Origin of the sequence: Pseudomonas sp. AP42 (assembly GCF_001728935.1) — a bacterium.
Taxonomy (GTDB): domain Bacteria; phylum Pseudomonadota; class Gammaproteobacteria; order Pseudomonadales; family Pseudomonadaceae; genus Aquipseudomonas; species Aquipseudomonas lactis.
Genome location: NZ_LYSO01000003.1, coordinates 61,788 through 87,039 on the forward strand (window position 1 = coordinate 61,788; position 25,252 = coordinate 87,039).

Annotated in this window: 19 protein-coding genes; 10 read left to right on the top strand and 9 right to left on the bottom strand. The window is 61.6% G+C overall.

The genetic code is table 11. The annotated features are described in order from the left end of the window. Positions 1-2: 2 nt before the first annotated feature. Complete coding sequence (locus A7K61_RS02135) at positions 3-1,541, bottom strand: PLP-dependent aminotransferase family protein (RefSeq protein WP_069556862.1); 1,539 nt, start codon at positions 1,539-1,541, stop codon at positions 3-5. A gap of 87 nt (positions 1,542-1,628) precedes the next feature. Here A7K61_RS02135 and A7K61_RS02140 point away from each other — a divergent pair, with 87 nt between their 5' ends. From A7K61_RS02140 to A7K61_RS02150, 3 genes are read left to right on the top strand one after another with little or no spacing between them, the layout of a single operon-like run. Then, positions 1,629-2,267 carry an FMN-binding negative transcriptional regulator gene (locus A7K61_RS02140; RefSeq protein WP_044269972.1) on the top strand — a complete coding sequence of 213 codons (639 nt, stop codon included), beginning with the start codon at positions 1,629-1,631 and terminating at the stop codon, positions 2,265-2,267. Beyond that, positions 2,264-2,710, top strand: a complete 447-nt coding sequence (locus A7K61_RS02145; protein WP_047712112.1) for a GNAT family N-acetyltransferase — start codon at positions 2,264-2,266, stop codon at positions 2,708-2,710. Before A7K61_RS02140 ends, A7K61_RS02145 begins: the two co-directional genes overlap by 4 nt. A 10-nt stretch (positions 2,711-2,720) precedes the next feature. Then, positions 2,721-3,392 (top strand): GNAT family N-acetyltransferase, encoded by a 672-nt coding sequence (locus tag A7K61_RS02150; RefSeq protein WP_047712113.1) that lies wholly within the window; start codon positions 2,721-2,723, stop codon positions 3,390-3,392. Between the two features lie 124 nt (positions 3,393-3,516). On the opposite strand, the gene A7K61_RS02155 is transcribed toward A7K61_RS02150, so the two are convergent. Then, on the bottom strand, positions 3,517-4,419 hold the full coding sequence (locus A7K61_RS02155) for a homocysteine S-methyltransferase family protein (RefSeq protein ID WP_069556863.1): 903 nt from the start codon (positions 4,417-4,419) through the stop codon (positions 3,517-3,519). 114 nt (positions 4,420-4,533) lie between these two features. Here A7K61_RS02155 and A7K61_RS02160 point away from each other — a divergent pair, with 114 nt between their 5' ends. Next, positions 4,534-5,355 carry an ABC transporter substrate-binding protein gene (locus tag A7K61_RS02160; RefSeq protein ID WP_069556864.1) on the top strand — a complete coding sequence of 274 codons (822 nt, stop codon included), beginning with the start codon at positions 4,534-4,536 and terminating at the stop codon, positions 5,353-5,355. Further along, positions 5,352-6,122: an amino acid ABC transporter permease gene (locus tag A7K61_RS02165; protein ID WP_014720547.1), complete on the top strand. Its 771-nt coding sequence runs from the start codon at positions 5,352-5,354 to the stop codon at positions 6,120-6,122. Before A7K61_RS02160 ends, A7K61_RS02165 begins: the two co-directional genes overlap by 4 nt. A 3-nt stretch (positions 6,123-6,125) precedes the next feature. On the opposite strand, the gene A7K61_RS02170 is transcribed toward A7K61_RS02165, so the two are convergent. Together A7K61_RS02170 and A7K61_RS02175 are read right to left on the bottom strand one after the other, a co-directional pair. After that, a complete protein-coding gene (locus tag A7K61_RS02170) occupies positions 6,126-6,404 on the bottom strand; it encodes a helix-turn-helix domain-containing protein (RefSeq protein ID WP_044269982.1) in 279 nt (92 codons plus the stop codon). Then, positions 6,401-7,741, bottom strand: coding sequence for a type II toxin-antitoxin system HipA family toxin (locus A7K61_RS02175; protein WP_069556865.1), 1,341 nt, complete (start codon positions 7,739-7,741; stop codon positions 6,401-6,403). The genes A7K61_RS02170 and A7K61_RS02175 overlap by 4 nt, the downstream gene beginning before the upstream one ends. Positions 7,742-7,964: 223 nt before the next feature. On the opposite strand from A7K61_RS02175, the gene A7K61_RS02180 reads away from it, so the two are divergent. Both A7K61_RS02180 and A7K61_RS02185 read left to right on the top strand, forming a co-directional pair. Then, the gene (locus A7K61_RS02180; protein ID WP_069556866.1) at positions 7,965-10,931 is read left to right on the top strand and encodes an autotransporter domain-containing protein; all 2,967 of its coding nucleotides are present in this window, start codon (positions 7,965-7,967) and stop codon (positions 10,929-10,931) included. 109 nt (positions 10,932-11,040) lie between these two features. Then, complete coding sequence (locus tag A7K61_RS02185) at positions 11,041-12,342, top strand: autotransporter domain-containing protein (RefSeq protein ID WP_069556867.1); 1,302 nt, start codon at positions 11,041-11,043, stop codon at positions 12,340-12,342. A gap of 84 nt (positions 12,343-12,426) precedes the next feature. On the opposite strand, the gene oadA is transcribed toward A7K61_RS02185, so the two are convergent. Then, on the bottom strand, positions 12,427-14,235 hold the full coding sequence (gene oadA / locus A7K61_RS02190) for a sodium-extruding oxaloacetate decarboxylase subunit alpha (protein WP_003195730.1): 1,809 nt from the start codon (positions 14,233-14,235) through the stop codon (positions 12,427-12,429). An 11-nt stretch (positions 14,236-14,246) separates the two neighbouring features. Next, positions 14,247-15,662 carry an acetyl-CoA carboxylase biotin carboxylase subunit gene (locus A7K61_RS02195; protein ID WP_003195732.1) on the bottom strand — a complete coding sequence of 472 codons (1,416 nt, stop codon included), beginning with the start codon at positions 15,660-15,662 and terminating at the stop codon, positions 14,247-14,249. A gap of 194 nt (positions 15,663-15,856) precedes the next feature. Between A7K61_RS02195 and A7K61_RS02200 the strand changes: the two genes are divergently transcribed. Then, the gene (locus tag A7K61_RS02200; RefSeq protein ID WP_069556868.1) at positions 15,857-16,831 is read left to right on the top strand and encodes a LysR family transcriptional regulator; all 975 of its coding nucleotides are present in this window, start codon (positions 15,857-15,859) and stop codon (positions 16,829-16,831) included. On the opposite strand, the gene A7K61_RS30740 is transcribed toward A7K61_RS02200, so the two are convergent. The 3 genes from A7K61_RS30740 to A7K61_RS02215 form a co-directional block, all read right to left on the bottom strand. Beyond that, positions 16,761-16,958 (bottom strand): PA3496 family putative envelope integrity protein, encoded by a 198-nt coding sequence (locus A7K61_RS30740; RefSeq protein ID WP_073526287.1) that lies wholly within the window; start codon positions 16,956-16,958, stop codon positions 16,761-16,763. The two genes, A7K61_RS02200 and A7K61_RS30740, sit on opposite strands and share 71 nt — an antisense overlap. Before the next feature lie 759 nt (positions 16,959-17,717). Next, complete coding sequence (hexR, locus tag A7K61_RS02210; RefSeq protein WP_003177007.1) at positions 17,718-18,584, bottom strand: transcriptional regulator HexR; 867 nt, start codon at positions 18,582-18,584, stop codon at positions 17,718-17,720. Positions 18,585-18,746: 162 nt separating this feature from the next. Beyond that, entirely contained in the window at positions 18,747-21,620 is a 2,874-nt protein-coding gene (locus A7K61_RS02215) for an EAL domain-containing protein (protein WP_069556869.1), read from the bottom strand. Positions 21,621-21,899: 279 nt separating this feature from the next. Here A7K61_RS02215 and uvrD point away from each other — a divergent pair, with 279 nt between their 5' ends. Together uvrD and A7K61_RS02225 are read left to right on the top strand one after the other, a co-directional pair. After that, positions 21,900-24,083: a DNA helicase II gene (gene uvrD, locus A7K61_RS02220; protein ID WP_069556870.1), complete on the top strand. Its 2,184-nt coding sequence runs from the start codon at positions 21,900-21,902 to the stop codon at positions 24,081-24,083. Between the two features lie 284 nt (positions 24,084-24,367). Next, positions 24,368-25,234, top strand: coding sequence for a Tim44 domain-containing protein (locus A7K61_RS02225; RefSeq protein ID WP_069556871.1), 867 nt, complete (start codon positions 24,368-24,370; stop codon positions 25,232-25,234). The last annotated feature ends 18 nt before the right edge of the window (positions 25,235-25,252 follow it).

The following is a 25,252-nucleotide window of genomic DNA, read 5'->3' on the forward strand; positions in this document are numbered from 1 at the left end:
CTTTACGGCAACCACGCCTGATGCAAACGTGCCAGCGCTTGTGCGATGTCGGCTTCGGGCACGGCGGCAAACCCCATCACCAGGCCGGCACGCTGGTCCGCAGGTGGGCTGGCGCCTGCCAACCAATAGCTGCTCAGGCCGTTGATTTCGACACCTGCAGCATGGGCCTGGGCGAGCAGTACCTGTTCACGTGCCAGGCTTTCCACCCGCACCGTCATGTGCAGCCCGGCCGCAACGCTGGGCAAGGGCCCGACGCCGGGCAAGCCATCGGGCCAACCGGCCAGCAAAGCATTGCGTCGGCTCAATGCGGCGCGGCGCATGCGGCGAATGTGGCGCTGGAAATGCCCCGCCGCCATAAACTCGGCCATCACCGCCTGGGTGCTGACTTCGGAGTGGCGCACGTCCACGGCACGGCGCCGGGTGAAGGCTTGCACCAGGCCCGGGGGCAACACCAGGTAACCCAGGCGCAACGCCGGGAACGCTACCTTGCCGAAGGTGCCGACGTACAGCACGCGGCCATTGCGATCCAGCGCAGCCAACGGTGACAGCGGCGCGCCGCTGTAGCGGTACTCACCGTCGTAATCGTCCTCCACGATCCAACCGCCTGAACGTTCGGCCCAGGCCAGCAATTCCAGGCGCCGTGCCAGGCTCATCACCACCCCCAGCGGGTACTGATGGGAAGGCGTGACATACGCCACACGGCAGTCATTGAGAGTACCGAGCACTTGGCAATCCATGCCCTCGCCGTCGACCGGCACGCCATGCAGTCGCCCGCCGGCCAACGCGAATGCATGGCCGGCCGCGCGGTAACCGGGGTTTTCCACCGCCACGCCGTCCCCAGGCTCTACCAGCAACTGTGCACAAAGGCTGATGGCCTGCTGTGCGCCACTGGTGATCACAATTTGTTCAGCCGTGCACTGCATGCCGCGCGAGCTGCGCAGGTACGCGGCGATCAAACCGCGCAGACGGCCGTCACCTGCGGGGTCGCCATAGCACAGCTGTTCCAGGTCGGGTTTGCGCCAGAACGCCCCATTAAGCTTGGCCCAAACCTCAAACGGGAACAGATCAAAGGCCGGTACACCCACGCGAAAGGCCCGAGGCGGCCCCAAAGGCGGCTGGGGCAAGTGATGGTCTTTTATCCGCGCCAACCCGGCACTGTGGATAACTTCATCGTCCAAATCTTCGGGTAAATTCGCCCATTTTGTGGATAACCCTGGGGATAAGCCTGTTGACAACCCTGTGGATACTTTTGTGGATAGTTTTTTGGCCATCGGCAATTGGGCAACGTAGGTGCCATCACCTACCCGGCTCTCGATAAACCCTTCGGCATACAGCTGATCGTAGGCGCGCACCACGCTGTTGCGGGAAATCGACAAGGCCGCCGCCAGATCTCGGGTTGCGGGCAACCGCGTGCCACTGACCAGTCGCCCATCGAGCACCCGCTGGCGCAGGGCCTCATAGAGTTGGCGCGTAAGGCCCTGACGGCGGTCCAACTCGATACCGGCGGGGTTGAAGGACAACGGCGGCGAAATGGGCGGCATATTGGACCTATGAAAATAGCGCTAGATGGCTCTTACAACGAACCAATAGCCTGCCTAGGATGCAGGCATTCGCCAAGGAAAATCTCCATGTACACACCCCGCGCCTTTGCTCTCGATGACTTGCCCGAAATCCAGCAACTGATCCAGCACACCCGTCTGGCGCAGTTGGTAACCGTGGGTGAAAACGGCCTGCAAGCCAGCCACTTGCCCTTGCTGCTCAACCCCGATGAAGGGCCCAACGGCACGCTGTACGGTCACTTGGCCAGGGCCAACCCACAATGGCGCGAGCTGCAAAATGGCAGTGAGGCGCTGGTGATCTTCGCCGGTGCCGACGCCTATATCAGCCCGGCGTTTTACCCCGCCAAGGCCGAGCACGGCAAAGTGGTGCCTACCTGGAACTACATCGCCGTGCACGCCTATGGCACGCCTGAGGTGTTCAGTGACGCCGAGCGCTTGCTCAAGGTGGTCACCGCCCTCACCGACCGCCATGAAAGCGGCCGCGCCCAACCCTGGCGTGTCAGCGACGCACCGGCGGACTACATTGACGGCATGCTCAAAGCCATCGTCGGCTTCGCCCTGCCGATCGAGCGCCTGGTGGGCAAACGCAAACTCAGCCAGAACCGCAGCGCGGCCGACATGGCCGGTGTGCGTGACGGCCTGGCCGCCAGTGCCGATGTACGCGACCAGACCCTGGCCCGCTTTATTCCCCAAGGAGTTTCAGAATGAGCTTGATCGACATTCGCCAGGTTACAGCGGCTGACCACGCCGCCTGGTTACCGCTGTGGCAGGCGTACTTGAAGTTCTATAACACCGAACTGCCGGACGCCGTCAGCCAGAGCACCTGGCAACGCCTGATCGACCCCAGCGAGCCGACCCATTCGGCACTGGCCTGGCAGGACGGCAAGGCGGTGGGCATGGTCAACTTCATCTACCATCGCTCCAACTGGAGCATCGAGAACTCCTGCTACCTGCAGGACTTGCTGGTAGACCCGGCTCAACGTGGCACCGGCGTGGGTCGTCAGTTGATTGAATTCGTCTACGCCACCGCCAAGGCCGATGGCTGCTGCAAGGTGCACTGGTTGACCCATGAGACCAACGCCACCGCGATCCAGCTCTACGAGCGCATCGCCGAACGCCCAGGCTTCATTCAATTTCGCAAAGGTCTCTAAGGAGCGCAGCATGACTACTTCCCTCACCGACTGGAAAGGCGCCCCTGCGCCCACCGCGCACCTGCTTGAAGGGCGTTTTATCCACCTGGAAAAGCTCGACCCGGCGCGCCATGCCGACCAACTGTGGCAAGCCCTTGAAGGCCCAGGGGCCGACCCGAAGCTGTGGGATTATTTGCCCTACGGCCCGTTCACCGAGCGCAGTGCCTTCGATGCCTGGCTGAACAACCACGCCGCCCACAACGACCCGTACTTTTTCAGCGTGATCGACCGTGCGACGGGCCAGGTCCAGGGCATCCTCAGCCTGATGTCCATCGTCCCGGCGCAAGGGCGTATCGAAATCGGCCACGTCACCTTCGGCGCACCGATGCAGCGCTCGCCGAAAAGCACCGAAGCGGTGTACCTGCTGGCCAAGTATGCGTTCGAGCAGGGCTACCGTCGGCTGGAGTGGAAGTGCAACAACGGCAACGCACGTTCCAAGTACGCAGCCGAGCGCTTGGGGTTCAGTTTTGAAGGGGTGTTCCGCCAGCACATGGTGGTTAAGGGACAGAACCGCGATACGGCGTGGTATTCGATCCTGGATTCGGAATGGCCGAAGGTCGGTGCCGGGTTTGAGGCGTGGTTGTCGGAGGCGAACCAGAGTGGTTCGGGCCAACTGAAGACACTCACAGAGTGCCGAGGCTGAACCTCACCATAAAACAATGTGGGAGCGGGCTTGCTCGCGAATACGGAGTGCCAGGCAACACTGCTGTGACTGAACCATCGTTTTCGCGAGCAAGCCCGCTCCCACAGTTTTGACCAGCGGTGAATCAGTGGGTCAGGCGCTGGGCCAGCACCGCAATATGCTCCGGTCCGATGCCGCAGCATCCACCCAGATGGCTAGCGCCGCGCGCTTGCCAATCTGCCGCCCAGTGCAGGTAACCCGGCGGGTCGAGGTCGTCGCGCAACGGGTCCAGGCCATCGTTGGCCGTGGCTTCCTTGGGTTGCGGTGGGAAGGCGTTGGCGTAGGCGCCGATCTGAATCGCTACACCCAATCGTTCGAAGGTTGCCCGCGCCGCATCAATGGCCGCGCCGATCACTTCCGGCTGGCTGCAGTTGAACAGCAATACCTGCACGCCCAGTTGCGCCGCCGCCTCGGCTGCGTCCACCACCGGTTCGCCGGAGCGCAGGCGCGGGACCTCGTCGGTGTCTTCATCTTTCAAGGTAAACGACAGCCAGAACGGCTTGCCATCCTTAGGCAGCCCGGCATGGATCGCCCGTGCTTCCGCGATCGAGCTCTGGGTTTCCGCCAGCCACAGGTCTACATGCGGGGCCAGGCCGTTCACCAAGGGGGTGAGCAACTCACTGACGCGCTCGGCCTGGAACAGATCAGGGCGATAAGAGCCAAACAGCGGCGGCAGTGAGCCGGCGACCTGCACGGTTTTACCGGAGGCTTGCACCGCCCGTCGCGCCAACTCACCGGCCAGGGCGGCCAGCGCCTGGCCTTCTTCGGCAAACCGCGCTTCGCCAATGTGGAACGGCACCACCGCGTAACTGTTGCTGGTGATCACATTGGCACCACTGTCGATGTAGGCCGCGTGCACCGCCTCCACCGCTTGCGGCGCTTCGCTCAAGGCCAGTGCCGACCATTCCGGCTGGCGGAACGGCGCGCCACGGCGTTGCAGTTCACGGCCCATGCCGCCATCGAGAATTACTGTGCTTACTGCGCCCATATGCTTTTTACTCATATGCTTATGAAAATAACTCACTATGAGAGTCGTTCTTATAACTATTTAATGCGTACCGTTCGGTTAATAACAACCTCTTTTTTATTCGGGTGTTCGATTTTGAAATTCAGACCGCTGTTGGCCCTGGGCCTGACGATGTTGGCTGCTTCAACCCAAGCCTTTGGCGGTGCCACGCTGGATCGTGTCGAGCAAAAGAAAGAACTGGTCGGCGTGCTGATGGAAAGCTATCCGCCGTTTTCATTTCTCAATGACCAGAACCAGCTCGACGGTTTCGACGTGGACGTGGCCAAGGCCGTGGCACAAAAACTGGGCGTAAAGTTGCGCCTGGAAACCCCGTCCTGGGACGTGATCGCCGCCGGCCGCTGGAGCGGGCGCTACGACATTTGCATCTGCTCCATGACCCCTAGCAAAGCACGCGCCGAGGTGTTCGACTTCCCGGTGGAGTACTACGCTTCGCAGGCCGTGATCGTGGTCAATGCCAAGGACGATCGCATCCACGAAGCCCGGGACCTGAGCGGCAAGAAAGTCGGCCTCACCAGCGCCTCCAGCTACGAAAGCTACTTGAACAAGAACCTGGTGATCGAAGGCGCTGAAGACACGCAATTGCAGTACCCATTCGAGGAGGTGCAGATCGCCCCGTACGACACCGACAACGTGGCGTTCCAGGATCTGGGCTTGGGCGCTGGCGTGCGCCTGGACGCGATCCTCACCAACCTGGTCACCGCGCAGCCGCGCCTGAGCCAGGACAAGCGCTTCAAGCTCGCCGGTGCGCCGCTGTACTCGGAGCCCAACTCGGTGGCCATCGAGAAAGGCGACCCGCAGTGGGACAGCAAAGTGCGTGAGGTCTTCGCCCAGCTCAAGCAGGACGGCACCTTGAGCGCGCTGTCGCAAAAATGGATCGGCGCCGATATCAGCCGATGAGTTTTCGCCTACGGCTTTACCTGACCTGGGCGGCACTGTTCGCCCTGTTTGCGAGTTTCTTCCTGAGCTTTGACCTGAAGTTCTCGATCATCCTCGACAAGCTGCCCAACCTGGTCGGCCTGCACCTTGCGCCCAACGGCTTCCTGCAAGGCGCGGCGCTAACGCTGTTCTTGTGCCTGTGCGCCATCGTCGCCTCATCGGTGCTGGGCTTTATCACCGCATTGGGGCGCCTGTCGAAAAGTGCGGTGGCGTTCGGCATCGCCAGTTTCTACGCCTCGTTCTTTCGCGGCACACCGCTGCTGATCCAGATCCTGTTGATCTACCTGGGCCTGCCGCAACTGGGGCTGGTGCCAGGCGCCATCGTCGCCGGGATCATCGCGCTGTCGCTGAACTACGGCGCCTACCTGAGCGAGATTTTCCGCGCCGGCATCCTCGGCGTGCCCCATGGCCAACGCGAGGCCGCGCTGGCCCTGGGCATGCGCGACAGGGCGATCTTCTGGCACGTGACCCTGCCCCAGGCCATGCGCACCATCATCCCGCCGGCCACCAACCAGTTCATCTCGATGCTCAAGGACTCCTCCCTGATTTCGGTGATGGGCGTGTGGGAAGTGATGTTCCTGGCGCAGTCCTATGGCCGTTCAAGCTACCGCTATATCGAGATGCTCACGACGGCGGCGATCATTTATTGGGTGATGTCCCTGGGGCTGGAATTGATCCAGGCGCGCATGGAGCGGCATTTCGGCAAGGGCTACGTGCGGCGCGGTTGAAGGTCAGGGCCCGTTGCGCCGCACCTTGACCACGCCCATCTGCAAACCGAAGGGCCGAAACACGGCATTCAGCGATTTCAGGGTTGGGTTGCCCTCGCCATGTTCGATATGCACCAGGGTGCGCACCGAGATCTTGCACATTCTGGCGAACTGGCTTTGGTGCAGGCCGGTCACTTCGGTGCGCAGGCGGCGCACGGCGGCGCCCAGCTCGAGCGAGCCATCGGCCAAGCCTTGTTCGACGCTGTCGATCAACAACGCACGGGCGTCCATGCTGGTAGTCATCTCAACCCCCACTGCTTGAGGCGCAGGTCCAGTTTGCCCAATGGGATGCTGGGGTGATTCAAGGTCACAGCGGGCACGCCACTGGTCACCAGAAGATCCGGTAATGCACGCAGGTGCTCGGCTGTTTGTCGCAGGCGTTCAAAGCTTTGCTCGGGGTCGACGAGGTCGGCCAGAGCCTCGCATACCGCTCGCCAATTGATATCCCCGGCGATTTCCAAGGGTTTGGGCCATTTGGTGGTTCGAGTGACGGCTTCAGCGTCCATTACCATGGGTGCCAAATCATAAATGGGGGCCAGGCGCAGCGCCTTGGGCTCGCGGATGATCGATGTATTGCGGCCGTGGTTATCCGAATTACCCAGCACTTTATTCAGCAAATCCCGGCGCAGGTACTCTGCGACCAGATCTGCGATTTGGGCCTCTTGGCCCACTGCTCGCCATTGATCGACCAACAGCCTCACCACCTCCAGATGATCCATGTAGCTGCCAGGGGTGGTTACACCGGCCAAGGAATAGATCGACTCGACGGCCAGCCGTTCAACACCGCCCTCACCCAGCCTGCGATCAAAACGATGCATCCACAGGCTGGGTTTTGTCGCCTCTTCCAGCGCCAGCCCTTGGGTGGCGACCGTTTCGATGCCAAGAGACTCAAGCGCCCGGTAATAGTGGTACTCACTTCGCAGGATATCTTGATCAGTCTGCGTAGCCTGGTTGCGCGCGAACTTGATGAACCAGTGCTGAGCGACGTCAGCGTCATTCAGGATCGCGTCTGGATACAGCAAGCCATCTACGCCTTGGGTCATCAACAATTTCGGTGCCTCGCCCCCTGCTCCGGTAGCACCGCCGATGGCAGCACCTTGTTCATAGGCATATTCCAGGAAGCGGCTATCGCGACTGACGACCTCATGTCGTGCAAATCCCATCGGTGTTTCACCGCTCAGGGCTTGGATGGACTCCTTGATCCGCATGTTGCCAATCGGCGCCGGCGTACTGCGCCCCAGCAAGAACAAGTCGTCATCGATGGCCTGGGGTTTCTCACGACCAAGACGCTGCATCAAAAAGCGCTTGGCTGCGCCGGCTGGCGCAATATCGTGCAAAAAAGCGGGGGCTGACTTGAGCACCGTAACGTCCCAATCCAGCGGGAACCGGGCACTGGCCGCGTAGCAAAAAGGCTGCTGGATCTCTTCGAGGTGATCGGCCAGATAATCCTGGCGGTAATGAAACCTGCAGGGCCCGACAAAACCCCGTTGCGGTTCAGGAAATTCAAGCCGCATAGCATCATGCCAGTGCCCGGCGGTGAAAATCTGCAGCGTCAAAGAGTAAGCGGTGTCTTTCTGCAATTTAGTGCACCTGCTAAGCAGTGATGAGAGCGACACATGCAATATAGTGCATTTCTCACTCATAGAGCGTCTTTATATATGCATTAAAATGCAGATATGGAGGAGAAAGACCGGAAGATATGCAATTTAATGCATACGACTTGACCGTCATCTCTGCGACACATTCCTGCAACGACCTTGCGCTATACCAGTCGACTCGCTTGCCATAACAAGGTCGCCCAGCATGCCCCCGTCTCCACAACGCCTCGCGCTCGCCATCACCCTGTTGGCCGGCGGTGGTTTCATCGAAGCAGCCGCAGCCAAGACCCTGCAGATCGACGCGCCTACCACCCAGGGGCAAACCCTGGGTGGCAGTGATACGTTGACCACGTCGGCGCCTGGCAGCATTACAACCTCCGGGGTAGCAGTGACGCTCAAGGACGGCACCCGCAGTGCGGGGGTGGTGGTGACTAACGCGGGTAAGCTGGTCTCCAGTGGCGGCCGGGGTATCGACAGTTCGGGCAGTGTCAGCGGGGAGCGCAGGTACAGCATTTACAACCTTGCCGGTGGGGTGATCCAAGGCGCCAATGATGCGTTGCGCATCAACAGTAACTTTACCAGCGGCAGCGTGCTGATCGACAACAGCGGCACCCTTCGCTCGGCCACCGGCCAAGGGCTGGACCTGGATGCGCTGCGCAGCAGTAACGTCACCACCACGATCATCAACCGTGCCGGTGGCTTGATTCGCGGGGAGGCCAGCGACGGCATGAAGACCGGCGCCAACGCCTCTATCACTAACTACGGCGAGATTTCCACCGGCGACACCTTCTCCCGCGATGACAAGTTCGATGGCGTGGACATCGACTCCGCCAGCGGCGTGACGGTCACCAATTACGGCCTGATTTCCGGTGGCCGCCATGGCATCACCACGGACGAGGGCGCCACGCTGACCAACTACGGCACGGTGATCGGCCGCAACGGCTCGGGCTTTGGTTCCGATGGCGACGGCACTGTGGTCAACCACGGCACCATCATCGGCGCGTTCTCCGGGCTGCAACCGGATGGCGACGGTGACGGTGTGGACATCGACAAGGTCGCCCATATCGAAAATTACGGTGTTATCCAGGGTGTAGGCGCCGGGGGTGTCGACAAGAACGGCTTCGCCAACGGCAGCGAAGGGATCGCCCTGGGCGGTGGCTCTCTCTACAACGCCAAAGGCGCGCTGATCAGTGGTGCCAACAATGCCATCCTGGTGGACGACGGCAGCGACGGGCCGGGGCTCGCGGCCACCACCCTGGAGAACCACGGCACGATTGAAGGCCTGGATGGCTTTGGCGTGAAGTTCGTCGGCAACTTTGCCGACACGGTCATCAACAGCGGCACCATAAGCGGCAGTAATGGCCTGGCCCTGGATTTGGGCGGCGGCGATGACCAGCTGATCTTGCGCAACGGCAGCCGCTTTATCGGCAGGGTGGACGGCGGCAGCGGTTACGACCGACTGACCCTGGACGACGTCGCCGGTGGCAGTTTTGGCGACAGCCGCAACCTCGAACGGTTGGAGGTCAAGCAAGGCACCTGGACGTTGACCGGCCAGGGTGACTTCAGCGACGGCGGCGAGATTTCCAGCGGTGCCACGCTGGTCAACCAAGGCGGCATTGCCGGTAACGTGACGGTCGACGCAGGCGGTGTGTATGCCGGCGGCGGCTCGGTGGGCAGCCTGCTGGTCAACGGCACGCTGCAGACCAACACCGTATTGGGCACCGCCAGCATCAGCCGTGACTTGCGCATGGGCAGCGGCTCGACCCTCGCCTATGGCGTCAACGCCGACGGCAGTAGCGCACCGATCAAGGTCGGCGGCACCGCTTACCTTAATGGGGCGACCCTGGCGGTCAACCCCGGCGAAGGCACCTACCCGTGGCAAAGCCATTACAGCGTGCTGCAAGCCGGTAGCATCAACGGCACGTTTGGCAAGGTCACCAGCGACTACGCCTTCCTGACCCCAACCCTGGATTACAGCGCCACTCAGGTCGGCCTTACGTACACCCGTAACGACATCGCCTTCAACCAGTTCGCCAACACCGGCAACGGCGCCAGCGCCGCCAACAGCCTGGCGGGCCTGGGCACGACTAATCCGCTGTACAACGCCCTGCTCAATACCACCACCGGCACAGCCGGTGCCGCTATCGAGCAACTGGCGGGCAGCAGCACCGCCAACCTCACCAGCGCCACCCTCAATGCCAGTGCGCAAGTGGGCAACAGCATGCTCGCCGCCATGCACCAGGTGGGCGGCGGTGCGGGACTGCTGGTAGGGCTCAATGACAAAGATACACCGGTACTGGCCGCCACCGGCGTGCCCGCCGAGGTGCGCAACCTCAATGACCCGAATGCCCGCGGCCGACTGTGGCTGCAAGGCATCGGCAGCTACGGCAAGCTTGATGGCGAGCACGGCAGCAACGGCTTGACCCAACGCACCAAAGGCACAGTGCTCGGCGCCGATTGGGCGCTGGACAGCGACTGGCGCCTGGGTGTGCTGGGCGGTTACTCCAAGACCGACCTGGACACCACCGGTGTGGACGGCAGCGTCGACAGCTGGCACGCCGGCGTCTATGCCCTGCGCCAGAGCGGCCCATTGGCGTTGCGCCTGGGTGCGGCCTACAGCGGGCACCAGGGCGACAGTAAACGCACGGTGGCCTTCAACGGTTTTAACGACCGCCCCAAAGGCGACTATGACGCCAACAGCCAGCAGGCTTTTGCGGAACTGGGCTACGCCCTGGGCAGCGGTCGCTTGAGCGCAGAACCGTTCGCCAACCTCGGCTACCAGCGCTACCAGCGCGACGGCTATAACGAAAAAGGCGGCGCCGCTGCGCTGCACGTCGAGGGCCAGACCCAGGACAACTTCAGCAGCACCTTCGGCCTGCGCCTGGCGCACCTGAGCCAGCTGGACAACGGCGTCAGCCTCACACCTCGTGCCAGCGTTGGCTGGAAGCACACCTATGGCGATGTCGACAGCACCACACGCCAGGCTTTCCTGGCCGGTGGCACCGCCTTCAATGTGCAAGGCAGCGCCCTGGACCGCGACAGCCTGTTGCTCGAAGCAGGCCTGGACGTAGGCTTATCCGCCCGTCATCGCCTGGGCCTGGGCTATACCGGCGAAGTGGGCAGCAACAGCCGCAACCATGCGCTGACCGGCCAATGGCAGATGAGTTTTTAATCGCACCGTACTAGAGACAACTCCCGCACATCAGCGGTCGATAGGCTGACAGTTATCCCCCCGCGCCTCGCCTAAATTCCCGGCCTCATTCATCAGAGGTTGGGAATTCATGCCCTTTACACTTCAAAGAATCGCAATCGTCATCAGCTTGGCAGTGGCCGCAAGTTTTCAGCCAGCCCATGCGCGAGGCGATATTGAATACAAGCCCTACGGCAGCTATCCCTATGACGCCGCCGACTATAGCGGAGTATTTATACCCCCGTTCGAAGCGCCGCCCATTCCACCGCCCTTCGACGGGTTCCTCACTCAGCAGGCCACTTCGCACAACGGCCTGCAAGTCGCCAAGGTGCTGGAGCCGGCAGTGATTCAACTGGTGGCCTCCGGCGAGTTGGACGCGGAAGACCTCAAGGACCTGCAAAAATCGCTCGAACAATTGAGCAAACAACCCGGAGGGATCGGTGCAGCCCTTGAGCAACTGGCCGCCAGCCAAAACGCCAACCTGGCCACCGCAACCCAGGCCACCACCCAGCACCTGAGCCGCCAATTGCTGGCCACTCTGCGCACACTGCCTACTGACGACGACGGCCACTTCTGGGTGCAAGGCCTGGGCAACGGCGGCAGCCTAGACGCACAACACGGCAGCGCCGGCTTGAAACACGATACCCAAGGCCTGTTGCTGGGCGCCGACTGGGCGGTCGACCATGCCTGGCGGGTGGGTGTCATGGGCGCCAAGACCTCTAGCCGCTTCGATGCCCCGCGTTATGCCGCCGACCTGGACAGCTGGCACCTGGGCGGCTACGCCGTGCGCCAGGACGGCCCCTTCGCCCTGCGCCTGGGGGCGATCTACAGCAACCATGCCGGGCAGAACAAACGCAGCGTCAGCCTGCTCAATTACCACGACTCGCTCAAAAGCAAATACAACGCCAGCAGCCAGACCCTGTTCTCCGAACTGGGCTATCAATTGGGCAGCGGTGATTCCACTGTCGAACCCTTCGTCGGCCTCGGCTACCAACGCTATCAGCGCGACCGTTTCAAAGAGAGCGGCGGCGTGACCGCATTGAACGTCGGCCCACAAACCCAGCGAAACCTGAACAGCACCTTTGGCCTGCGCCTGGCAACGCTGTATCGCTTCGACAACAACATGAGCCTCACGCCCCACCTCAGCACGAGCTGGAAACACCTCTACGGCGACGTCAACAGCCAGGTCCGCCAAACCTCGCGCTATGCGCCGGGCCTGATCGACGGTTACACCATCACCGGCACCGCCCTGGACCGCGATAGCTTTGACTTGCAAGCGGGCCTGGACCTTGCCTTGTCCACCCAACACAGCGTCGGCCTGACCTATACCAGCCAAGCCGGCAACCATGGCCACGACCAAGGCCTGATGGGCCAGTGGAAAATGAGCTTCTAATCCCGTGAACGCCTGAATTGCACGCGAAAAAAAAGGGGAGCACCTGCCCCCCCGAGGATTAAACGTTAGTTTCGAAGGCTGTGATCAGCCTTCGATCTCAATCAGGATTTCGCCAGGGTTCACCCGGTCGCCCTTGGCCACATGTACAGCGCTCACCTTGCCGGCAATCGCTGCCTGCACTTCGGTTTCCATCTTCATGGCTTCGGTAATCAGCACGGCCTGGCCGGCCTTGACCACGTCGCCGACCTTGACCAGCACATCAACGATATTGCCCGGCATCGCCGTGCTGACATGGCCCGGTTCAGTCGCGTGCTTGCGCTTGCTGCCGCCGCTGCTGACAAACTCGTTGAGCGGTTCGAACACCACTTCTTCCGGCATGCCGTCGATGGACAGGTAGAAGTGGCGCTTGCCTTCGGCCTTCACGCCGACACCGGTGATATCCACGCGGTAGCTTTCGCCGTGCACGTCGATAACGAATTCGGTCGGTACGCCTTCGCCGCCAGCACGGGCCACGCCGCCCGCTTCGGGGATCGGCAACAGCACTTCAGGAGCCAAGGTGCCTGCGTCGCGCTCTTCGAGGAACTTGCGCCCGATGTCCGGGAACATGGCGTAGGTCAGCACGTCTTCTTCGGACTTGGCCAGTGCGCCGATTTCGCCGCGCAGCTTGGTCATTTCCGGCTTGAGCAAATCCGCCGGGCGCACGTCGATCACGTCTTCGCTGCCGATGGCCTGGCGGCGCAGTTTTTCGTTCACCGTTCCCGGCGCCTTGCCGTAACCGCCTTGCAGATAGAGCTTCACTTCGTTGGTGATGGTCTTGTAGCGCTCACCGGCCAGCACGTTGAAGAACGCCTGGGTGCCAACGATCTGCGAGGTCGGCGTTACCAGTGGCGGGAAGCCGAGGTCTTCACGAACCCGCGGGATCTCGGCCAGCACTTCACTCATGCGGTTCAGAGCGCCTTGCTCTTTGAGCTGGTTGGCCAGGTTGGAGATCATCCCGCCCGGCACCTGGTTGACTTGCACACGGGTGTCGACGGCGGTGAATTCACTTTCGAACTGGTGGTACTTCTTGCGCACGGCGTAGAAGTACAGGCCGATCTCTTGCAGCAGTTCCAGGTCGAGGCCGGTGTCGAACTCGCTGCCTTTAAGGGCAGCGACCATCGACTCGGTGCCCGGATGGCTGGTGCCCCAGGCAAAGCTGGAGATGGCCGTGTCGATATGGTCGGCACCGTTTTCGATGGCCTTGAGTTGGCACATCGCGGCCAGGCCGGCGGTGTCGTGGGAGTGGATAAAGATCGGCAGGTTCTGCTCGGCTTTGAGTGCCTTGACCAGCTCGCCAGTGGCGTAGGGCGTGAGCAGGCCAGCCATGTCCTTGATCGCGATGGAGTCGCAGCCCATGGCTTCCAATTGCTTGGCCTGGGCCACGAACGCTTCCACGGTATGCACCGGGCTGGTGGTGTAGGCGATGGTGCCCTGGGCATGCTTGCCAGCGGCCTTGACCGCTTCAATGGCCACGCGCAGGTTACGCACGTCGTTCATTGCATCGAAAATGCGGAACACGTCGATACCGTTGACCGCCGCCTTGGCCACGAAGGCTTTGACCACGTCGTCGCTGTAATGGCGGTAGCCCAGCAGGTTCTGGCCGCGCAGCAGCATTTGCAGGCGTGTGTTAGGCAGCGCGGCGCGCAGTTGGCGCAGGCGCTCCCACGGGTCTTCCTTGAGAAAGCGCACACAGGCGTCGAAGGTTGCGCCGCCCCAGACTTCCAGGGACCAGTAGCCGACTTTGTCGAGCTTGTCGCAGATCGGCAGCATGTCGTCGGTGCGCATGCGGGTGGCCAGCAACGATTGGTGGGCGTCGCGCAGGATGGTGTCGGTTACGAAGATCTTCTTGCTCATTGTTATATTCCTCACAGGCCTGCGTGGGCGGCGATGGCGGCGGCGATGGCCAGGGCCAGCTCTTCGGGTTTGCGCTTGATCGAGTAGTTGGTCAGCTCAGGGTGGCTTTCCACAAAGCTTGTATTGAACTGGCCGCTACGGAATTCCGGGTTGCGCAGGATTTCCTGGTAGTAGGCGGCGGTGGTCTTCACGCCTTGCAGGCGCATGTCGTCCAGGGCACGCAGGCCGCGGTCCATGGCTTCTTCCCAGGTCAACGCCCACACCACCAGTTTCAGGCACATGGAGTCGTAGAACGGCGGGATGGTGTAACCGGTGTAGATCGCCGTGTCGGTACGCACGCCGGGGCCGCCGGGGGCGTAGTAACGGGTGATCTTGCCGAAGCTTGGCAGGAAGTTGTTCTTCGGGTCTTCGGCGTTGATACGAAACTGCAACGCGAAACCCCGGTGCTGGATGTCTTCCTGCTTGACCGACAACGGCAGGCCGGAGGCGATGCGGATTTGCTCACGAACGATATCGATGCCGGTGATTTCTTCGGTGATGGTGTGTTCCACCTGCACCCGCGTGTTCATCTCCATGAAGTACACCTCGCCCTCGGCGAGCAGGAACTCCACGGTGCCGGCGTTCTCGTAGCCCACAGCCTTGGCCGCGCGCACCGACAGGTCGCCGATGTAGGCGCGCTGTTCCGGGGTGAGTTGCGGGCTAGGGGCGATTTCGATCAGCTTCTGGTTGCGACGCTGGATCGAGCAATCACGCTCGAACAGGTGCACCACGTTGCCAAAGCTGTCACCAAGGATCTGCGCCTCGATGTGCTTGGGATTGACGATGCATTTTTCCAGGAACACTTCCGCCGAACCGAAGGCCTTGGTGGCTTCGGAAATCACGCGGGGGAAGGCTTGTTCGAGTTCTTCGCGGCTGTTGCAACGACGAATGCCACGCCCGCCGCCACCGGAGGTGGCCTTGAGCATCACCGGGTAACCGATGCGGTCGCCTTCGGTGAGGGCTTCATGGATGTCGGCGACGTTGCCTTCGGTGCCCGGCGTAACCGGCACACCGGCCTTGATCATGCTGCGGCGCGCTTCGGTCTTGTCGCCCATGCGGCGAATCACTTCTGCCGAGGGGCCGATAAACTTGATGCCGCGCTCGGCACAGATGTCTGCCAACTCGGCGTTTTCCGACAGGAAGCCGTAGCCGGGGTGCAGCGCATCGCAACCGGTTTCCACCGCCAGGTTCACCAGCTTGCGCGGGTTCAGGTAACCGGCCAGTGGCTCGGCACCGATGCTGTGGGCTTCGTCGGCACGCTTGACGTGCAACGCGTGGCGGTCGGCGTCCGAATAAACCGCGACCGAGCGAATGCCCATCTCGGCGCAGGCACGCACGATTCGTACGGCAATTTCACCACGGTTGGCGATCAGGATCTTTTTTATCACTTGGAAATTCCCTTGAGCCGATTTGCGTGCTTCGACCCGTTGCAGCCGGGCCGGTGCGTGACCAAATGTTTCATGACAGTCGCGAGACACACACTATGCGCACAGGAGAATTAACAAAAATCAATAATTATTGGGTTGTGTATAAGTAAAGACTTATAGTTGGCCGGACGACCGGGGAGCTAAGGGCTTATAAAATGCGTAAGTCATTGATGCGTATGACATTGCGTCAATTGCAGATCTTCAATGAAGTGTGTGATTTGCGTTCCTACAGCCGTGCCGCCGAGGAAATGTCCCTCACCCAACCGGCGGTCAGCCTGCAAATTCGTCAGTTGGAAGAGCTGATCGGTCAGCCGCTGTTCGACTATGTTGGCAAAAAGCTCTACATGACCGAGGCTGCCGAAGCCCTGCAACGGGCCAGCCGCGATATTTTCGGGCGCTTGGAAAACCTCGATATGCAGCTGTCGGACATGCAGGGTTCACTGCAAGGCCAACTGAAACTGGCGGTGGAATCCAGCGCCAAGTATTTCGTGCCGCATCTGTTCGCCGCCTTCAAGCGCCAGCATCCGGAAGTGCAATTGCAGCTCACGGTGGTCAACCGTGCCCAGGTGATCCGTAGGCTCTCGGACAACCGCGACGACTTGGTGATCATGTCCATGGTGCCCCAGGACATGGGCCTGGAGTTCTTGCCGTTTCTCAACAACCCGATTGTGGCCGTGGCATTGCCGGATCATCCCTTGAGCCTGCAAGCGCCGCTGCGCCTGCAGGACCTGGAGCCTTACACCCTGCTCATCCGCGAACCGGGCTCTGGCACGCGGCTGGCCTGCGAAGAGTACTTCAAGGAAAAACGCGTGCACTTCACCCAGACGGTGGAAGTGGCCTCGGCGGAGGCACAGCGTGAGTGCGTGGCGGCAGGGTTGGGCGTGGCCCTGCTGACGCGCCACGCCTTGAACCTGGAGCTGGCCACCGGCGGGCTCAAGGAGCTGCCGGTGGAAGAACTGCCGCTGTACCGCAGTTGGTGCCTGGTGCAGGCCAAGGCTAAACGCCTGTCACCGGTGGCCCATGCGTTCCTGGGCTTTATTCGCAGCGAACGGGTGCAGATCAGCGCGCTGGCTGAGCGTTTCGCTGGGCAGCCACGGGTGCCTGCCAATGCAGTTCCGGGTAGTCGCTGATGCTCTGGAGCAACTGGCGCTCCTCGCAACGGTCTTCGATGGCGCGACGGAACGCCATGCGGCGCTGGTCTTCCTGCTGACGACGGGTCTTGACGGTGCTGTTGCTGTCTTCGTAGGGCCGGGTCATTTGGAGTCTCCCAATGCGAGTACGGGGAGTACAGGATGGGCGTGGGGGATGACGGTTTGGCGGCGCGGGGGTTACAGGATGATGAATCTTGCGAAGCTGGCGCAAAACCATGTGGGAGCTGGCTTGCCTGCGATAGCCATAGGTATCTACGCAACTTGTGGGTTGTAACAGCAGACGGTAACCACGATGCGAAGCGAGTCGCTCTTGATCTGCTCTTGATCTGCTTTTGATTTTGATCTCAGGCGCCCCGTTAAACCACGCTGGCCGAACGCAGGCTTGAATTCGTGGGTAACCCGGCAGGACGCCGGGTTAGCCGCCCCGCGCCATGGATGGCGCGTGGCGGCGGCCCACGGATTCAAGTCTGCGTTCGGGCACACCGAGCCCAAGCGAGGTGCCGAGTGGTGGGGCAAGAGCGTTTTGCTTACTTTGCCGCTTTTGCAAAGTGAGCCGCCGTCAGGGCGGAACCCTAAGTGGCCGTTACCGCAGAAATGGATATGTACTCGGTACACCAGCGTCGGCTGTCAGACCGTCTTCGCAGGCAAGCCAGCTCCCACATTTGGATCGTGGCGTGTCAGTTAGATCAGCGTCGGCTGTCAGTCCGTCACGGGAGCAAGCTCCCTCGCCACAGGTCCAGCGTCACACCAAAGATGTGTAGATACCTATGCTGCGATAGCAGCCTGCCAGTCGCCACCTTATCAACTGACCCACCGCTATCGCAGGCAAGCCAGCTCCCACATTTTGACCAAGTATGGCCTGGGCTTAGTCGTCGAGGGCTTTGACGGATTTTGGCGAGAGGCGAAGGCTACGCAAGCTGCGCTTCACGCTCTTGAGGTGGTTGACCAGGCTCGGGCCACGGGCCATGGCCACGCCCATCGCCAGCACGTCGATCACCACCAGGTGGGCAATGCGTGAGGTCAGCGGCGTGTAGATTTCGGTGTCTTCATGCACGTCGATCGCCAGGTTCACCGTGGACAACTCCGCCAATGGCGTCTGGCTCGGGCACAGGGTGATCAGCGAAGCGCCGCTCTCACGCACCAGGTTGGCGGTGATCAGCAGGTCTTTGGAGCGACCCGATTGGGAAATGCAGATGGCCACGTCAGTGGGCTTCAAGGTCACCGCCGACATGGCCTGCATGTGCGGGTCGCTGTAGGCCGCGGCGGTCAGCAGCAGGCGGAAGAACTTGTGCTGAGCATCAGCCGCTACCGCGCCGGACGCGCCAAAGCCGTAGAACTCCACGCGCTGGGCCTGGGACATCGCGGTCACGGCCTTTTGCAGCTCCACCGGGTCGAGCTTCTCACGCACTTCCATCAGGGTGTGCAAGGTAGTGTCGAAGATTTTCAGGCTGTAGTCGGCGACGGAGTCGTCTTCATGGATCGCAAACTGGCCGAAGCTGGCACCGGCAGCCAGGCTTTGCGCCAGCTTGAGTTTCAGATCCTGAAACCCGGAGCAACCAATGGCGCGGCAGAAGCGCACGATGGTCGGCTCACTGATGCCCACGCTGTGGGCCAGGTCGGCCATGGAACTGTGCATCACGGCCGCAGGGTCAAGCAGCACATGATCGGCAACCTTGAGTTCCGATTTGCGTAACAGGTGGCGCGACTGGGCGATATGTTGCAACAGGTTCAAAGGGCAGGACTCTTGTTATTGGCAGACGCCAGGGATGTAGCAAGCTTGTAGTTATACTACAAGAATTGTCGTTTTGCCCGTCCGATGCATCACTAAATCGCCCCGCTCCCCCCTGATTCAGCGGGCAGGCGCTATGTAGCCATAAAGGCGGCCTACGCTGCGTTAAGAAAAATCTGCATTTTTACGTAACAAATCCGCCAGCCCTTCAGCCCGCATGGGCGGGCTGATCAGGTAACCCTGTACCTCGTCACACTGCTCGCCGCGCAGGAAATCCAGCTGCTGCTGATCCTCCACACCTTCGGCCACTACCTTGAGCGCCAACCCGTGCGCCATGGCGATGATCGCACGGGTGATGGCCGCATCCTCGCGTCCCTGGCCAAGCCCGCGAATAAAGGCCTGGTCGATCTTTACGTAGTCCACCGGGATGCGCTTGAGGTAGCTGAGGGATGAGTAACCGGTACCAAAGTCGTCGATGGCCAGCTTCACCCCCAGGTCGCGCAATTGCTGGAAGGTGGCGATGATGTGTTCAACGCTGTCGAGCAACTGGCTTTCGGTCAGTTCCAACTCCAGGTACTGCGGGTCCAGTGCGGTTTCTTCCAGCACTTGGCGCACCAGGCTGACCAGCTTGCCCTGGCGCAACTGATGCACCGACAGGTTGACCGACACGCGAATCGGCGCCAGCCCCTGGCGCTGCCATTCGCAGGCCTGCCAGCAGGCCTGGCGCAGCACAAATTCGCCCAACGGCACAATCAAGCCGGTTTCTTCCGCCAAACCGATAAAGTCACCCGGCGGCACCATGCCCCATTGCGGATGCTCCCAGCGGACCAACGCCTCGGCAGCCTTCAGCTTGCCAGTGGCCAGGCACAGCTTGGGTTGGTAGAACACCGTGAGCTGACGCTCGTCGATGGCTTTGCGCAGGTGGTTTTCCAGCTGCAAACGCTCCAGGGTGCTGGCTTGCAGGCTGTCGGTGAAGAACTGGAAATTATTCCCGCCCAAGTGCTTGGCATGCTGCATCGCCATATTCGCTTGGCTGACCAGCGCAGAAATTTCCCGCGCGTTATCCGGCAATAGGCTGACGCCCATCGAGGCGCTGACCACCAGTTCATGCCCCTCCACATTCACCGGCACGCGCAATTTCGCCAGCAGCCGGGTCGCCACCCGCGCCAGGCTCGATAAGTTGCCATAGGCGTCGAACAGCACGGCGAATTCATCCCCGGACAGGCGCGCGATGGTGTCGGCCTCCGGCAGCGCGTTGATCAAGCGCCGTGCCATTTTCTGCAGCAGTTGGTCAGCCACTTCATGGCCCAGGCTGTCATTGAGCAATTTGAAGCGGTCGAGGTTGATATGCAGCAGCGCGAGGCTGCGACCGCCTTGGCGCACGCGCTGGTGAGCTTCGCGCAGCCGTTCGCGAAACAGCGAACGGTTGGCCAGGCCGGTTAACTCGTCGTAGTGAGTGAGGTAGCGCATACGCTCTTCAGACTCGCGCCGCGCCGACAGATCGGCGAAGAACCCTACGATATGACTGACGTTCCCCCGCACATCGCGCACCACGTTCAGCTGTAGCCACTGCGGGTACAGTTCGCCGTTCTTGCGCGTCTCCACCAATTCGCCCTGCCACGTGCCGTGGCTGAGCAATGCCTGGCGGATCAGCGGGAAGTGCCGCCGCGCATCGCGACTGCTGGGCAGTTCCACGACGTTGCGGCCAAGCATGTCGTCGATGTCAAAACCGGTGACGCGGCTGAACGCCTGGTTCACGGCGATCAACGCATAGTTCGGGTCGAGGATCACAATGCCTTCGCTGGCCGCCTCGAACACCGTCGAGGCCAGGCGCTGCTGCTCTTCCACCGCCTTGGCGGCACTGATGTCACGGCGCGTGCCGAGCATACGGATGACTCGGCCACTGGGCGTGCGCTCCACGGCGCGCCCGCGGTCTTGGATCCACACCCAATGCCCGTCGCCATGACGTATCCGGTATTCCACCTGATAGTCCTCGCTGCGGCCTTTGAGATGCTCGACCAGCGCGTGCTTGAGCAAGGGCAGATCGTCGGGGTGCAGGCGCGGTTTGAGGTGGCTGAGCATCGCCGTGACGTATTCGGGCTCCAGGCCAAACAACTCTTTGAGTTGTGTGTGGTGGACCTCGTCGGTTTGCAGGTTCCAGTCCCACAGGCCCAGTTCACTGGCTTGCAGGGCCATGGCCAGACGCGCTTCGCTTTTACTCAAGGCGAGGCTGGCAGCATCCAATTGCTGGCTGCGTTGCGCCACACGGTCTTGCAGGCCGACCTGGGCTTCACGCAAGTCCTGCTCCACCTCGCGGCGCTGCTCGACTTCGCGCACCAGCTCCAAATTCAACTGCTCACTGCGTTGCTGCGCCTGCTGTAGATGCTCGATCAGGGCCTGGTTCTGGAAACGGCGCAACAGCCCGCGCTGGATCAGGCGGTTGACCTGCCACGCGACCAGGCTCAGGGACGCCAGCAGGATCAGGCCGAGTACGCCCCAGCCTTGTTGCTGCGGGGTGCCATCCCAGAACAGGTAGACGATGGCCGGCACCAGGCACGGCAAGGCAAACGACAGGTAGGCCCACAGGCTCACGGCATAGGCCACGCTGGCCGACAAGGTGGCGGCGCCAATCAGGCCAAACACCCAGGCCTGATGCATGAAGCTGTCCGTGGGCACCCAGGCAATGGCCGCAACGGAGAGGGTCAGGCCACTGACCGCCGAGCCGAGCATGAACATACGCCGCCACACGGGCTGGGCCTGCCGGCTGGGCATGGCCGAGTCAAAGGCCGCCACTTGGATCACGCGCATAGCCACCAGGGCGAGCAGCCAGAGCAGCCAGACGCTGTCCAGCAGGTACTGATCGGGGTTCCACAGCAACCAGGCGCAGACCAGGCCATTGACCAGCATCAGCAGCGTGGGCAGCAACGACCCTTGATAGAGCATGCGCGTGCGCTCAACCGCGATTTCGGTTGCATAGTGTTTACGGATGACCTGTGCGGGGGCCGGCGAAGGGCCAAACAGGTCGGTGCTAAGGGTCATAGGCGGTGTTCTTATAATGGTGAGCCCGAAACGTCGACGGAGCATACACAAGCAAGCGCCCGGGCCAAACTGCTACAAGTCATAAAAAACCTGTTGCGATTGGCCGCAAACCTTTGGCCCAGACCGCTTGGGCAAGACACGGCACGGGCTGCAGCCGATGACCAACCGGTCATCACCCCCGCCAGAATGTTCGCCTCCGGCGCTAACGTGCAGGCGTTTTGCATCGACCATCCGGCATTGGGATTTGCCCAGGCCCCCCAAGGCCCATAGAATGCGTCGATGCGCGATGATCTCTCTCTTTTGCTGAACTCCCTCAACGATGCCCAACGCCAGGCCGTAGCGGCCCCCGTTGGCCGTCAGTTGGTCCTGGCCGGTGCTGGCTCCGGTAAAACCCGAGTGCTGGTGCACCGTATCGCCTGGTTGATCCAGGTCGAGAACGCGTCCCCGCATTCCATCCTGTCGGTGACCTTCACCAACAAGGCCGCTGCCGAGATGCGTCATCGCATCGAGCAGTTGATGGGCATCAGCCCGGCCGGCATGTGGGTGGGCACGTTCCACGGCCTGGCGCACCGCCTGTTGCGGGCGCATTGGCAGGAAGCGGGGCTGAGCCAGACCTTCCAGATTCTCGACAGCGACGACCAGCAACGCCTGGTCAAGCGCGTGATCCGCGAGCTGGGCCTGGACGAACAACGCTGGCCGGCGCGCCAGGCGCAGTGGTTTATCAACGGCCAGAAAGACGAAGGCCTGCGCCCGCAACATATCCAGGCCAGCGGTGACCTGTTCCTGGCCACCATGCGCAGCATTTATGAAGCCTATGAAGCGGCCTGCGTGCGCGCCGGCGTCATCGACTTCTCCGAACTGCTGCTGCGTGCCCTCGACCTGTGGCGCGACAACCCCGGTTTGCTGGCTCATTACCAGAAACGCTTCCGCCACATTCTGGTGGACGAGTTCCAGGACACCAACGCCGTGCAGTACGCCTGGTTGCGCCTGCTGGCCAAGGGCGGCGACAGCCTGATGGTGGTGGGCGATGACGACCAGTCGATCTACGGCTGGCGCGGTGCGAAAATCGAGAACATCTACCAGTATTCCGAAGACTTCCCGGACGCGGTGACCATCCGCCTGGAGCAAAATTACCGCTCCACCGCCGGGATCCTCAAGGCGGCCAACGCCTTGATCGCCAACAACACCGGGCGCCTGGGCAAAGAGCTGTGGACCGACGGCGGCGAAGGCGAAGCGATCAACCTGTACGCAGCGTTCAATGAGCACGATGAAGCGCGCTACGTGGTGGAAACCATCGAAAGCGCACTGAAAACCGGCCTGGCCCGTAGCGATATCGCGATCCTGTACCGTTCCAACGCCCAATCGCGGGTGCTGGAGGAAGCCTTGCTGCGCGAGCGCATTCCGTACCGCATCTACGGCGGCCAGCGCTTCTTTGAACGTGCCGAAATCAAGAACGCCATGGCCTACCTGCGCTTGCTTGAAGGCCGGGGTAACGATGCGGCGCTGGAGCGGGTGATCAATATCCCGGCGCGTGGCATTGGCGAGAAAACCGTCGAAGCGATCCGCGACCATGCGCGCCATGCCGATGTGTCGATGTGGGAAGCCATGCGCTTGCTGATCGCCAACAAAGGCCTGACTGGCCGTGCTGCCGGGGCGTTGGGGGTGTTTGTCGAGCTGATCGAGAACCTGGCGGCCAAGTGCGCAGAGATGCCGCTGCACCTGATGACTCAGACTGTTATCGAGCAGTCCGGGCTGATCGCCTATCACGAAGCGGAAAAAGGCGAGAAAGGCCAGGCTCGGGTAGAAAACCTTGAGGAGCTGGTCAGCGCCGCCCGTGCGTTCGAAAACACCGATGACGACGAAGAGCTGACGCCGCTCGCCGCCTTCCTGGGTCACGCCTCGCTGGAAGCCGGCGATACCCAGGCCGATGAGCATGAAGACAGCATCCAGCTGATGACCTTGCACAGCGCCAAGGGCCTGGAATTCCCTTACGTGTTCCTGGTGGGCATGGAAGAAGGCCTGTTCCCTCACAAGATGAGCCTGGAAGAACCTGGCCGTCTTGAAGAAGAACGCCGCCTGGCCTACGTGGGCATTACCCGGGCGATGCAGAACCTGGTGTTGACCTACGCCGAGACCCGACGCCTGTACGGCAGCGAAACCTACAACAAGGTGTCGCGCTTCGTACGTGAGGTGCCAAAGGGGCTGATCCAGGAAGTGCGCCTGTCCAACAGCGTCAGCCGCCCGTTCGGCGGTGGCCAGCAACAGAACTCCAGCAGCATGTTTGCCGGCTCCGAAATACCGGAAACCCCGTTCAGCCTGGGCCAGCAGGTCAAACATGCGATCTTCGGCGAAGGCGTGATCCTCAACTTCGAAGGCGCCGGCGCCCAGGCCCGGGTGCAGGTGAACTTCGCCGAGGGCAGCAAGTGGCTGATGATGGGTTACGCCAAGCTCGAAGCGGTCTGAACCCCATTCCTGTAGGAGCGAGCTTGCTCGCGAAGAACGCCCAGACAATGCGTGCATCCAGAATGCCCACGTAATCGTTGACGATTTTCGCGAGCAAGCTCGCTCCTACGGGAAGATACGGCCGCGCCCTTGTATTTCACGAGTGCGGGCCAATATCTGTAATTAGTCCTACAGACCCTTCGGATTTGGTCTTACGCAAAAGCCCGAAACATTATGCCGCTAGCCACTGCCACGACACCTGTGCAACATGGCGCGCGTGCAATCCACAAATGGGAATTCCCTATATGAAACGTTTTCTTAGCATCGCCATGGCGTTGTGCATCGGCCTGACGATGAGCCTCGACGCCAACGCCAAACGCTTCGGTGGCGGCAAAAGCTCGGGCGCGGCACCGACTCACCAGACCAGCCAAATGGCTCCATCCGCCGGTGCGGGCGGTGCCGCGGCTACTGCAGGCGCAGCCGGTGCCGCTGGCGCTGCTGCCAAGGCCGGCGGTGCTTCGCGCTGGCTGGGCCCACTGGCCGGCATCGCCGCCGGTGGCCTGCTGGCGTCCATGTTCATGGGCGACGGCTTCCAGGGCATGCAGATCTTCGACATCCTGATCATGGGCGTCATCGCCTTTTTGGTCTTCCGCTTTATCGCCGCCCGTCGCCGCAAGCAGCAGGAGCACCTGGCTCCAGCCGGCGCGCCGATGCAGCGTGAAGCGTTCGAGCAAAAGCCTGCCATGGGTTCGATCTTCGGTGGTTCGCCAGCCCCTGCCGCCCGTCCGGTGATCAACGCACCGGCCTGGTTCAACGAAGAGCGTTTCGTCGAAGCGGCCCGCAGCCACTTCCAGTCCCTGCAACAGCACTGGGACGCCAACGAAATGGACAAGATCTCCGAGTTCGTGACCCCGCAGCTGCTGGAGTTCCTCAAGCGCGAACGTGCCGAGATCGGTGACGCCTTCCAATCGACCTACATCGACGACCTGCGCGTACAGCTCGACGGCGTGGATGATCGCGCCGACAAGACCATCGCCACCCTGACCTTCAGCGGTGTGTCGAAGTCCTCGCGTTTCGACCAGGGCGAAGTGTTCAGCGAAAGCTGGAACATGGAACGCGCCCAGGGCGACGACCAGCCATGGCTGGTCGCCGGTATCCGCCAGAACGGCTAATACCTGCGCGGTTGAGCA